The organism is Paraburkholderia phymatum (genome assembly GCF_040965635.1).
Lineage (GTDB): Bacteria > Pseudomonadota > Gammaproteobacteria > Burkholderiales > Burkholderiaceae > Paraburkholderia > Paraburkholderia phymatum_B.
Map to the genome: position 1 here is coordinate 182,538 of NZ_JBFRCH010000003.1, position 12,249 is coordinate 194,786.

The 12,249-nt window shown below is 63.9% G+C and carries 11 protein-coding genes; 7 read left to right on the forward strand and 4 right to left on the reverse strand.

The annotated features are described in order from the left end of the window. The first annotated feature begins 111 nt into the window (after positions 1-111). Together araD and AB4Y32_RS07450 are read left to right on the forward strand one after the other, a co-directional pair. Positions 112-1,872, forward strand: coding sequence for an L-arabinonate dehydratase (gene araD / locus AB4Y32_RS07445; RefSeq protein WP_368720709.1), 1,761 nt, complete (start codon positions 112-114; stop codon positions 1,870-1,872). 171 nt (positions 1,873-2,043) lie between these two features. After that, positions 2,044-3,279 (forward strand): porin, encoded by a 1,236-nt coding sequence (locus AB4Y32_RS07450; protein WP_368720710.1) that lies wholly within the window; start codon positions 2,044-2,046, stop codon positions 3,277-3,279. A gap of 90 nt (positions 3,280-3,369) precedes the next feature. On the opposite strand, the gene AB4Y32_RS07455 is transcribed toward AB4Y32_RS07450, so the two are convergent. Then, a complete protein-coding gene (locus AB4Y32_RS07455) occupies positions 3,370-4,185 on the reverse strand; it encodes an NAD-dependent epimerase/dehydratase family protein (RefSeq protein ID WP_368720711.1) in 816 nt (271 codons plus the stop codon). Positions 4,186-4,522: 337 nt separating this feature from the next. Here AB4Y32_RS07455 and AB4Y32_RS07460 point away from each other — a divergent pair, with 337 nt between their 5' ends. Then, a complete protein-coding gene (locus AB4Y32_RS07460) occupies positions 4,523-5,290 on the forward strand; it encodes a DUF4410 domain-containing protein (RefSeq protein ID WP_368720712.1) in 768 nt (255 codons plus the stop codon). A 115-nt stretch (positions 5,291-5,405) separates the two neighbouring features. Here AB4Y32_RS07460 and AB4Y32_RS07465 read toward each other — a convergent pair whose 3' ends face one another. Further along, positions 5,406-6,422 carry a 1-aminocyclopropane-1-carboxylate deaminase gene (locus AB4Y32_RS07465; protein WP_368720713.1) on the reverse strand — a complete coding sequence of 339 codons (1,017 nt, stop codon included), beginning with the start codon at positions 6,420-6,422 and terminating at the stop codon, positions 5,406-5,408. 174 nt (positions 6,423-6,596) lie between these two features. On the opposite strand from AB4Y32_RS07465, the gene AB4Y32_RS07470 reads away from it, so the two are divergent. Together AB4Y32_RS07470 and AB4Y32_RS07475 are read left to right on the forward strand one after the other, a co-directional pair. Next, positions 6,597-7,118, forward strand: a complete 522-nt coding sequence (locus AB4Y32_RS07470; RefSeq protein ID WP_368720714.1) for an Lrp/AsnC family transcriptional regulator — start codon at positions 6,597-6,599, stop codon at positions 7,116-7,118. 134 nt (positions 7,119-7,252) lie between these two features. Continuing rightward, positions 7,253-9,688, forward strand: a complete 2,436-nt coding sequence (locus AB4Y32_RS07475) for a PAS domain S-box protein (RefSeq protein ID WP_368720715.1) — start codon at positions 7,253-7,255, stop codon at positions 9,686-9,688. A gap of 10 nt (positions 9,689-9,698) precedes the next feature. Here AB4Y32_RS07475 and AB4Y32_RS07480 read toward each other — a convergent pair whose 3' ends face one another. Beyond that, the gene (locus tag AB4Y32_RS07480; RefSeq protein WP_368721075.1) at positions 9,699-10,463 is read right to left on the reverse strand and encodes a UdgX family uracil-DNA binding protein; all 765 of its coding nucleotides are present in this window, start codon (positions 10,461-10,463) and stop codon (positions 9,699-9,701) included. Positions 10,464-10,627: 164 nt separating this feature from the next. On the opposite strand from AB4Y32_RS07480, the gene AB4Y32_RS07485 reads away from it, so the two are divergent. Together AB4Y32_RS07485 and AB4Y32_RS07490 are read left to right on the forward strand one after the other, a co-directional pair. Further along, a complete protein-coding gene (locus tag AB4Y32_RS07485; protein ID WP_368720716.1) occupies positions 10,628-11,035 on the forward strand; it encodes a chemotaxis protein in 408 nt (135 codons plus the stop codon). Positions 11,036-11,187: 152 nt separating this feature from the next. Next, the gene (locus tag AB4Y32_RS07490) at positions 11,188-11,790 is read left to right on the forward strand and encodes a hypothetical protein (protein ID WP_368720717.1); all 603 of its coding nucleotides are present in this window, start codon (positions 11,188-11,190) and stop codon (positions 11,788-11,790) included. A 238-nt stretch (positions 11,791-12,028) separates the two neighbouring features. Here AB4Y32_RS07490 and AB4Y32_RS07495 read toward each other — a convergent pair whose 3' ends face one another. Continuing rightward, a complete protein-coding gene (locus AB4Y32_RS07495) occupies positions 12,029-12,184 on the reverse strand; it encodes a hypothetical protein (protein ID WP_368720718.1) in 156 nt (51 codons plus the stop codon). Between the last annotated feature and the right edge of the window lie 65 nt (positions 12,185-12,249).

The window sequence follows — 12,249 nt, forward strand, 5'->3', positions numbered from 1 at the left end:
ACTACGGACGCGCCGCGCGACGATCGCGCGGCGCGATCCGCATGACGTGCAGCCGCATTGCTGTGGAATACATCGCAGTGGAACAGAAGCTTGATCTGGAGTGAGACGAACGTGAGCACCGACGGCAACGAACGGAAGAAGGCGAAGAAGACGCCAGAGGAACTGCGCAGCCATCGCTGGTATGGCGTGAACGATCTGCGCTCGTTCGGGCATCGCTCGCGCACCGCGCAGATGGGCTACAGCCGCGAGGAATATGCGGGCAAGCCCGTCATCGCGATCCTCAACACGTGGAGCGAGATGAACCCGTGCCACACGCACTTCAAGCAGCGTGCGGAAGAAGTGAAGCGCGGCATCTGGCAGGCGGGCGGCTTCCCGATCGAGCTGCCTGTGCAGACGCTTTCCGAGCCGTTCCAGAAGCCCACGACGATGCTCTACCGCAACTTCCTCGCGATGGAAGCGGAAGAGACGCTGCGCTCGTATCCCGCCGATGGCGTCGTGCTGATGGGCGGCTGCGACAAGACCACGCCGGCGCTGCTGATGGGCGCGATCTCGATGGACCTGCCGACCATCTTCCTGCCCGCCGGTCCGATGCTGCGCGGCAACTGGAACGGCGCGACGCTCGGCTCAGGCTCGGACACGTGGAAATACTGGGCCGATCTGCGTGCGGGCAAGATCACGGAAGAAGACTGGCAGGGCGTCGAAGGCGGCATCGCGCGCTCGCCGGGCCACTGCATGACGATGGGCACGGCGTCGACGATGACGAGCGCTGCCGAAGCGCTCGGCTTCACGCTGCCTGGCTTCGCTTCGATTCCCGCGCCCGACTCGCGTCACGCGCAGATGGCCGCGAAGACGGGCATGCGCATCGTCGAGATGGTGTGGGAAGACCTGAAGCCGTCGGACATCCTCACCGCGCAGTCGATCGACAACGCGGTCACGACCTGTCTCGCGCTGTCGGGCTCGACGAACGCGATCGTGCACATGATCGCGCTCGCGCGCCGCGCGGGCATCGAGCTGACGCTCGACCGCTACGACAGCCTCTCGCGCCGCACGCCCGTGCTCGCGAACATCCGGCCGACGGGCGCGTATCTGATGGAAGACTTCTATTACGCGGGCGGCCTGCAGGCGATGCTCGCGGAACTGGGCGATCTGATCGACGGCTCGCAGAGGACGGTCAACGGGCGCACGCTCGGCGAGAACCTCGAAGGCGCGCAGATCTTCAACGACGACGTGATCCGCCGGCGCAGCAATCCGCTGATGCCGGACAACGGCCTTGCTGTTCTGCGCGGCAACATCGCGCCCGATGGCGCCGTGATCAAGCCGGGCGCCGCCGAGCCGCATCTGCTCGTGCACACGGGCCGCGCAGTCGTGTTCAAGGACTACAACGACATGGCCGCGCGCATCGATAACGAAGACCTCGACATCGACGAAAGCTGCGTGGTCGTGCTGCAGCACGCGGGCCCCGTGGGCGCGCCGGGTATGCCCGAGTGGGGCCAGTTGCCGATCCCGAAGAAGCTGCTGCAAAAGGGCGTGCGCGACATGCTGCGCATTTCGGATGCGCGCATGAGCGGCACGAGCTACGGCGCGTGCGTGCTGCACGTGGCGCCCGAATCGTTTATCGGCGGGCCTTTCGCGCTGGTGCGCGACGGCGACCTGATCGAGCTCGATGTGCCGCAGCGCAAGCTGAACGTGCTGGTATCGGACGATGAACTCGCGCGACGCAAGACTGAATGGGTCGCGCCCGAGCCCCGTTTCTCGCGCGGCTACGGCGCGATGCATCAGGTGCACGTGCTGCAAGCCGACAAGGGCTGCGACTTCGATTTCCTGCAACGCGGCGGCGCGGGCACCACGTCCGGCGAGCCGGAGATTCACTGAGCGCGTACGTCTTGCGTGACGACGCGGCACACCTGCCAGCCGTCTTTTGATCTCTTGAAGAAGGAAAGAAGGAAAGCGAGCAACGAAGCAACCTCGCGGTCGCGGCGCCATGCCGTGCATCGCGATCACACCACGCAACAACATCGAGACGAAGTGAAGGAGGAGATAAGGATGGAAAGGAAGCAATTTCCGGGCGTGAAGGCCGCACTGGTGATCGGCGCGTCGCTGGCCACGGCGGCGCCCGCGTTCGCGCAAAGCAGCGTGACGCTGTACGGCATCGTCGATAACGGCATCGGTTATCAGTCGAGTTCGACGACGCTCGGTTCGACATCGGGCGGCCACTCGGCGTTCAAGATGATCACGGGCGTATGGGCAGGCAGCCGTTTCGGCCTGAAGGGCGCGGAAGATCTCGGTGGCGGCACGAAGGCGATCTTCACGCTGGAAGAGGGCTTCAGCGCGAACAGCGGCGCGATGTCGACGACCAACCTGATGTTCAGCCGCCAGGCCTTCGTCGGCGTGACGAACAGCACGTATGGCACGCTGACGGCGGGCCGTCAGTATGCGTCGTACTACCAGCTGCTGTCGCCGTATAGCCCGACGACCTGGCTCACGGGCTTCTACGGCGCGCACCCCGGCGACGTCGATGGCCTCGATACGATCTATCGCGCGAACAACACGCTGCTGTACATGTCGCCGCAACTGTATGGCTTCAAGTTCAGCGGCTCGTATTCGCTGGCGGGCGTGCCGGGCAGCGCGTATCAGGGCTCGACATGGAGCACGGCGATTCAGTACGCACAGGGACCGATCGGTCTCGCAGTCGGCTTCTCGCGCATCAACAACTCGAACTCGAACGGCGGTGCGTTCGGCTCGGACACGACGACCTCGAACGCGGGCGCGCAGACGGGCATTTCGGCCGTGACCAACGGCTACCAGTCGGCGCGGGCACAGCAGCGCTTCGCGGTGGGCGCGGGCTACACGTTCAACAGCCAGTTCGACATCACGGCGACGTACACGAACGTGCAGTACATTGCGGGCGTCGGTTCGGGGTTCCGCGACGAGGCGATCTGGAACACGGGTGGCATCGTGCTGCACTGGAAGCCGACGGCCGTGTGGGACTTCGCGACGGGCTACAGCTACACGCGCGCGACGAAGGCCAACGGCATTGCGAGCAGCGCGCAGTATCAGCAGTTCAACCTGTCCGAGTACTACTCGCTGTCGAAGCGCACGGGCCTGTACGCGTTGCAGGCCTATCAGCGCGCGAACGGCCAGACGCTCGCGCCGAACACGTCGGGCGGCGGCACGCACATCATCAACGCGACGGCGACGCTCGGCGACGGCTTCAACTCGACGCCTTCGTCATCGCGCAGCATGGTCGGCGTGGGCGTGGGTATCGTGCATCGGTTCTGACGCCGATTGTTGTTCACGCATTGGAAGCAGCAACAAGCGCCGCGTTTGCGGCGCTTTTTTATTGATCGCAGTCGTTGCGCACACAAGCGCTCAGCGCGCGACGTTGCGTTTCTCCGGCGGCGTGTAGTCGATCGTGACGAATCCGCCGCCTTGAAAACGCTGCGCGACGGGATCGAGCGGATTCGGCTTTGCGAGAATCCCGGCGGCGTAATCTTCGGCGTTCTGGCGCGGTCGATAGCCGAGACGCGCGGCGCCCGAATTGTCCCAGTAGCTGCGCGTATTGTTCGACACACCCCAGACCACCTCGAAGCCGATATCCGGCACGTCGATGCAGCGGTCGATCAAATGCAGGAAGTCGTCATGGCCGAGCCATGTGCTCAGGTGCCTGAACTCGGTCGGCTTCTCGATGCAGCTGCCGATGCGGATGCACACGCTTTCGATGCCATGCTTGTCCCAGTACATGCGCGCAAGCGATTCGCCCCACGCCTTGCTGAGCCCGTAAAAACCGTCGGGCCGGAATGCGCAGTCCAGCGGCAGCTTGTCCTCGACGGGATACATGCCGATCGCGTGATTCGAGCTCGCGAACACGATGCGCCGCACGCCGTGGCGGCGCGCGCCTTCGTACACTTCGACGAGCGCGCGCAGATTGTTCTCGATGATTTCGGCAAGCGGGCGCTCGACGCTCGTGCCCGCCAGATGGATCAGCACATCGACGCCCTGCATCAGCAGGTCGACCACGGCAGGATCGCGCAGATCGCCGTGCATGACGTCTTCGCCATCGAACAGCGGATCGAGCGCGCGCGAACCCGCCGCCGAACGCAGATTCACGCCGCGCCCGTTCAACGCGACGCGCAGGAAGCGGCCCAACTGGCCGCCCGCGCCGCTCAACGCAATTTTTTTCGTCATGGTCCAAACCTAGTGACAGAAAGTTAGCGGGGGACTTCTCGCGATGCGACAAGTTGTATTACAACACATCCGCGCCGCAACCGGCTCGCAGAAAAAACTGTGCAGAAGCAGCCCGCGAAGCCCGTCGCGCAAGGTTCGGAGGCCCGTGACACGAGCCGACATAATTGATCGATAGCCTTCGCGCGGCTGGAGACCCATACTGCGTTCCGCGTGCTGAGCTGCAGAACACAACGAAACCGGCGATTCACGCAACCGTGAAATCGCCGATGCCGCCATAAGCGTAGCAATCCGTCATCGGACGATCCCCGCAATCTTCTGACCGATGACAGGACTTCACATGTTTGCTTCTCTTCCCTCCGTTCGTGGCAAGACCCTTCGCAGCGCTTCGGCTGCGCTCGCATTCAGCGCGATGCTGCTGAGCGGTTGCGCGGCAGCCAGCGTCACGAACACAGCCCAATACTCGACGCTCACGCAAGCTAATCCGCAGAACGTCTACGTGTACACGTTCGCGAGCAATCCGGACGCCGTGAAGCTCGACAACAGCGGCATCGTCCACAAGCTGAGCACGAGCTTTTCCGGCTCGTCGCAAGCGTCGCAGCAGACGAACGAAGCCGTCGCGGCCGGCGCCGAGCTGACGGACGAAGTGGTCGCGAAGCTGCAATCGATGGGCGTGCACGCGATCCGCACCGATGCGCCGCCGCCCGCCAACGAAAACGTGCTGATCGTGCAGGGTAATGTCGCGTCGATCGATGCGGGTAATCATCGCCGCCGCATGCTGATCGGACTGGGCGCGGGCAAGAGCGAAGTGAAGGCGCATGTGCAGGTGCTGTACAAGCCGGCGGGCGGCATGCCGCAACTCGTGCAGACATTCGACGCCGATGCGAACAGCGGCCATATGCCGGGCGTCGCGGAAACGGCGGGTGTCGGCGCGGCGGTGGGACATGTCGCGACGTCGGCGGCGGTGGGCGGCGCGTTGCATGTCGGTTCGGAGCACAAGAGCGACACCGTCACGAGCGATGCGAAGAAGCTCGCCGATTCGGTCGCGAAGCAGGTCGCGCAGATCGGTGTCGCGGAAGGATGGATGTCGAGCGATATTGTGAAGTAATAGCGTGAAGTAATACCGTGAAGTAAGCGCGCGACACGTTGCGAAAACAAATGGCGATGCCGTGTGGCATCGCCATTTTTCGTCAGAGGAGCGACGCCCGCGCGTACCCGCGCAATCAGCCTTCGCGGAACAGGAAGCTATAAGCGCTCAACGCGGGCACGCCGCCCAGGTGCGCATACAGCACCTTCGAGCCTTCGGGAAATTCGCCGCGCCGTACCTTGTCGATCATCCCGTGCATCGACTTGCCTTCGTACACGGGATCGGTCATGACGCCTTCGAGCCGCGCGCACAGACGAATCGCTTCCAGCGTGCCTTCGTTCGGCAGGCCGTATTCGGGACCTCCATAGCGCGTATCGAGGACGACATCCTGCGCGGTGATGTCGCGGCCCAGATCGACCTTTTCCGCCGTGTGCTTTGCGATACGCGTGATCTGCTCGCGCGTCTGCTCGGGCTTCGCCGACGCATCGATGCCGATCACGCGATCCGCGCGCCCATCCGCCGCGAAGCCGACGATCATGCCCGCCTGCGTGCTGCCCGTCACCGAGCACACGACGATGTAGTCGAATCTGAAACCAAGCTCGGCTTCCTGCTGACGTACTTCTTCCGCGAACCCCACGAAGCCCAGACCGCCGAGCGGATGTTCCGAGCAGCCGGCGGGAATCGGATACGGCTTGCCCCCCGCGGCGCGCACGCTGTCGAGCGCTTCTTCCCAGCTTTTGCGAATGCCGATGTCGAAGCCGTCGGGCACGAGCCGCACATCGGCGCCCATGATGCGAGACATCTGGATATTGCCGACGCGGTCGTACACGGCGTCGAAGTAGTTGACCCAGTTCTCCTGCACGAGCACGCACTTCATGCCCAGATGCGCGGCGACGGCGGCGACCTGGCGCGTCTGGTTCGACTGAATGCCGCCGATCGACACGAGCGTATCGCAGCCTTGCGCGAGCGCATCGGGGATCAGGTATTCGAGCTTGCGCGTCTTGTTGCCGCCGAACGCAAGGCCGCTGTTGCAGTCCTCGCGTTTCGCGTAAAGCTCGACCTTGCCGCCGAGATGCTGCGAGAGGCGCTTGAGCGGCTGGATCGGCGTCGGCCCGAAGGTCAGGGGATAGCGGGGGAAGCGTTGCAGGTTCATGGTCGAGGTCCGTTGGTCTGGGAAGGGCGCGCAAGCGAAGCCGCAAATGATGCCGCGCGCTGACAGACATGATAGAAAAGACCACGCGAAATGAGCTTGCGAAATTAAATAGTTGAAGATACTTTCAGAAGGCCATGGGCGGTACCAGCATTCTTTTATTTTTCACGAAAACATATGTGCGCAACAAAATTACGCAGAACGAGTACAGGCATAAGTCGAACCGAATCGGCGCCGCTCTCGCAGCTCGACCGCATCGACCGTGCGATCCTCAAGCAGCTTCAGCAGGACGCGTCGATTTCGAACGTCGCGCTCGCGGCAAAGGTGAAGCTGAGCGCGCCCGCCTGTTTGCGGCGCGTCGAAAGGCTCAAGGAGATGGGGCTGATCCGTGCGACGGTGGCGCTGCTCGATCCGAAAGCGGTCGGCGCGGGGATGCTGGTGGTGATCGGCGTCGTGCTCGACCGTTCGACGCCCGAGACTTTCGCCGCGTTCGAAAAGGCCGCGCAGAAGGTGTCGGGCTGCATGGAATGCCACGTCGTCACGGGTGAGTTCGACTATTTCATGCTCGTGCGAACGCGCGACAGCGAGAGCTTCAACCGTCTGCACGCGGAGCAATTGCTGTACCTGCCCGGCGTGCGGCAAATCCGCAGCTTCATGGTGCTCAAGGAAATCCTCTCCACGACCAGGTTCCCGCTTTGATATGCACAAAGCGCCGTGGCGTCAGGGTTTGAACGGCATGCCCAAGACGGCGAGCGCTTATACAATAAGCGCTCGGACCGGGCCAGACGAGGCCAGATCAGGCCGAACGAGAAGGGACGACCAGACATCGTGCAATGAGCGACGACAGCAGACTTGCCGGCAGCGCTGCCGGAGCCAGCCCGGAACCACACACCCCGCACGCGACGCAGTGCGCCGAGGCGAGCGGCAACTTGCATGCGCGCACCACGAACTTCGGCACCGAATGGCTGCACCTGTGGGCCGAGTCCAACACCGACTACGCGATCTTTGCGCTCTCGCCGGACGGCACGATCATCAGCTGGAACCGGGGCGGCGAGACTATTCAGGGCTGCAGGACGGACGAGATTCTCGGCCAGCACGTGCGCGTGCTCTATACCGAAGAAGACCGTCGCGCAGGCCTGCCCGAGACGGGGCTGCGGCACGCGCGCGATGAGGGCCGCCATGAATTCGAGGGCTGGCGCCTGCGCAAGGACGGCAGCCTCTTCTGGGCGAACGTCATCACGACGGCACTGTATTCGCCCGATGGCGAACTGCTCGGCTATGGGCGCATCGAGCGCGACATCAGCGACAAGAAGAACGCCTACGATGCCGCGACGGAAAGCGACCGGCGTTTTCGCCTGCTCGTGCAGGGCGTGAACGACTACGCGATCTTCATGCTGTCGCCGGAAGGCTACGTGACGAACTGGAACCCGGGCGCGCGGCGCATCAAGGGCTACACCGACGAGCAGATCATCGGCTCGCATTTCTCGTGCTTCTATACGCCGGAAGATGCGGCGGCGGGCGTGCCGCAACGCGGCCTGGCGACGGCCGCGCGCGAAGGGCGCTTCGAGGCGGAAGGCTGGCGCGTGCGTCGCGACGGCAGCCGATTCTGGGCGCACGTCGTGATCGATGCGATCCGCGACGATCATGGCGCGCTGATCGGCTTCGCGAAGATCACGCGCGACGTCACCGAGCGCCGCCAGGCAGCGGAACTTCTCGAACAGACGCGCCATGCACTGTTCCAGTCGCAGAAGATGGAAGCGCTCGGCCAGTTGACGGGCGGCGTCGCGCACGACTTCAACAACGTGCTGCAAGTGCTGCGCGGCAACCTCGAACTGCTCGGCGCGCGACAGGACGATGCGTGGAGCAGGACGCGCATCGGCCGCGCGATCGAGGCCGTCGAGCGCGGATCGAAGCTCGCGTCGCAACTGCTTGCATTCGGGCGTCGCCAGGCGCTGCTGCCCGTCGTCGCGAATCTGCGCGACATGCTGCGCGGCATGGAAGACCTGTTGCGCCGCGCACTAGGCGAACGCGTGCGCGTGAAGATCCACGATATGCCTGCGGACGGCGAGCTGTGGAACGTGCTCGTCGATACGCATCAGCTCGAAAACGTCGTGCTCAATCTGGCGATCAACTCGCGCGACGCGATGCCGGCAGGCGGCGTGCTGACGCTCGAGCTGTCTAATGCCGTGCTCGACAGTCAGGCCACGGCGGCATCGCAGATCGAGCCCGGCGACTATGTGAAGCTCACTGTCGCCGATACGGGCACGGGCATGAGCGCCGAAGTCGTCGAGCGCGCGTTCGATCCGTTCTACACGACGAAGCCCGAGGGCCAGGGCACGGGCCTCGGGCTGAGCATGGCATACGGCTTCGTGCTGCAAAGCGGCGGCCATATCGAACTGTCGAGCACGCCGGACGCGGGCACGACGGTGACGATCTATTTGCCGCGCTCGCTCGAAGCGGCTGTCACGCGGCCCGTCGAGTCAGCCGTGACGGAGCTGGAGACGGATTTGCACGGAAGCGAAACGGTGCTCGTCGTCGAGGACGACCGGCGCGTGCAGCTAACCGTGGTCGACATGCTGTCGCAGCTCGGCTATAGCGTGCTGACGGCCAACAACGCGTCCGAAGCGCTGACCGTATTGCGCAGCGGCGCGAAAGTCGACTTGCTGTTCAGCGACATCGTGATGCCAGGGACGCTGTTGAGCCCGGAGATGGCGCGCCAGGCGCTGTTGATGCGGCCCGCGTTGAAGGTGCTTTTCACGTCGGGCCATACGCGCGACACGACGGGGCTCGACACGCAGATCCGCGAAGGCGCCGATCTGCTGCAAAAGCCGTACAGCCGTTTGCAGCTGGCGCGCAAGCTGCGCGACATGCTCGACGGCACACCGCTCGCGACGCGTGCGGACGAGCCCGCGACGACTCGTGCGTTGAGCATACTCGTGGTGGAAGACGAGGCCGATGCGCGCGAGGCGCTGTGCGAGCTGCTCGGCATGCTGGGTCACAGATACGAAGCGGCGGGCGACGCGGAAGAGGCGCTGGCGTGGCTGCAACGTCAGCCGTTCGATGTGCTGTTCACCGATCTCACGTTGCCCGGCATGTCGGGTCTCGACCTCGCGCGCAAGGCGATGAGGATGAAGTCGGCGGAGCGGGTCGTATTCGCTTCGGGCGCCGAAGCGCCGCTGCGCGACGCGTCGCTGACGTTCGCATGGATTTCGTTGCGCAAGCCGTATTCGCTCGATCAACTGAAGCACGCGCTCGATTCGCACGCGTAGTGCGCGAGATTCATTGCTTGCGATCCGGCGTCTTGCCGTCGTGCTCTTCGTCGTTGCCGCGCTCTCGCGTTGCTTCACGATGCGCAACGGTTCCCGCCTCGCGCAACGCCGTGACGATCGCCGCATACGCGCGATGACGCGTCGCTTCATCCGGCGCGCGCAACGCAAACGACGGGTGATAGGTCGGCACGACATGGCGGCCGCCGTGCTCGATCACCTTGCCGACTACCGCCTGAAGCCGCGCGTCGCGATCATCGAGGATCGCCTTCAATGCGGTCGCGCCGAGCGCGACGATCACACGCGGCCCGACTGAGCTTAGCTCGCGCTCCAGCCAGTAGTGACATGCATCGATCTCGCGCTGTGCAGGTGTCTTGTGCATCCGCCGTTTGCCGCGCGGCTCCCATTTGAAATGCTTGACGGCATTGGTCACGTAGACATCATGGCGGGCCACGCCTGCTTCTTCGAGCGCATCGTCGAGCAACTGGCCGGCGGGACCGACGAATGGCGTGCCCTGCTGGTCCTCGTAGTCGCCCGGCTGCTCGCCGACGAGCATGATCGGCGCGCGCTTCGGACCCATGCCGCCGACGGCTTGCGTCGCCTTCGACCACAACGCGCAGCGCCTGCAATCGTCGAGGCGCTCGGGCTGCTGATCGGGGGCGACGTCTGCATCGTCGCGCGCGGCGCGTTTCGATGGAGCCGTGTCATCGGATGGCGAAGTGGATTTGCGAGTGCTCATGACGTCGTTCGAAGATGTGTGCGCGGCATGTACGGTCATTGCGAGCAATAGACGTTCCTTTCCTTTGCGAGGCAGGTGTCAATTCACGTTTCGCGATTCAAGCTGCAATATGGAGCCGAAGAGCCGACCAACGCAGCGGAATGCTTTTTGCGGCACGACAGGGCGGGGCAGTACCCGAATCATGACCCACTGTGGAGGCCAATATGAGCACACTGAATCCCGACGATGAAGGACGTCCCGTGGTGCGAAAGACGGGGCACGACAATGCATCGCTTGGCCCGAGCGATTCTTCCGATAGCGGCAGCGACTCGATGGGCGCGAAGCGTCACGACTTCGACAAGGAAGACGAGCTCGACAATCACGCGCTCGAAACAGGCGAAGCCGAACTGTCGAGCGATTCGGACCGCGCAGGCACGGGCGAACGCGCATCCGCTGACGGCGATTCGACGCTCGAACAGAACGAAGACATCGATGTGGACCGCGTGATCGGCGCGACGGGAGAAGAGGAGTCGGAAGAAGGCATCGAGGACGATCTGGCCGAAGGCTCCGTCGAAGACGCGCAGACCGACGACGAGCAGACCGATGACGAGCAGGACGAACGAAAGACCTGATGCATCGCGATGCGCCGCACGAAGGCAAGAAGCAGAACAGCGGACAAGAACGGGCAGCGCACGCGGGCGCATGCCTTGCTCGATTCAATGCGTAGCGGGACGGCAGAGCACTGCCGTCCTGATCGTATGAAGTCTGAAAGAAGGGAGGCATCATGTCGCTCATCGTTGCCGCACGATTCATCACTTTTCCGGCAGCCGAATCCGCTGCGGAACGGCTCTTTCGAGCCGGTTTCGTCGAAGAAGACGTGTCGCTGTTTTTCGTCAATCCGCGCGGGCAGCACGCGCGCTATCCGATCGGCGGAGACCAGAAGACGGACGCCGCATCTGTCGATGCGCCCAAAGGCGCTGGCATGGGTGTGACGATCGGCGCTGTGATCGGCGCGATCGTCGGCGTCGGCATTTTTACGGCGTTTTCGGCGCCTGTGCTGGTATCCGCGATTGCGGCCGGGGTCGGTGCGTATATCGGCTCGCTGGTCGGCGCGATGTACAGGACGCGCGACACCGGCCAGAACGTACGGTCCGAGCACGTCCATTACGAGCAGCGCGACTCCGGCGTGCTGCTCGCCGTCCATGTGACGCCGGAAACGCAGCAGCAGGCCGCGCAAGTGCTGCGCGACGCGGGAGGCGCGTCGATCGAGCGCGCGACGGGACGCTGGCAGCAGGGACGCTGGGCGGACTTCGATCCGACACGACCGCCGCAGCCGGTGCAAGCCGAACGAACCGCCGGGGACGGACCGCGCGAACGGCATGCGTAACAAACAGGGTGTTCAAACAGGCTGTTCGAAGCATTGAATGCAGCTGTATGGACGAAACGAACGCAGCGCGCGGTGATGCCGCGCGCTGCGTTCTTTCATTGGGCTTTCGCCGCGTTCGTTGCCCTTGTGCAGGGCAAGTGCGATGCAATTACGAGTCAATGAGGAGTCACTGAGCCGGATTTTTTACGCGTTTAGCGATGCAATGCCGGGTGGCTCTTCGCCTCGTCCGCTCGCGGGATCAGCGGCCTTGGTCCTCGTCTTCTTCATCATCCAGGTCGTCCTCGAGTTCGTCTTCGTCTTCGAGCAGTATTCGGCCCATACCGACGCCCACATCCTTGTCCGCGTAAGGTTGGCGCGGGGCGTTTTCGTCCGGGGCGTAATTCTTTCTGACCATTGGCAGCTCCATGAAGGAAGTTGAACGGACCGGCAGAGCGAGCAGGCAGTGCTCCTGCGTCTCCC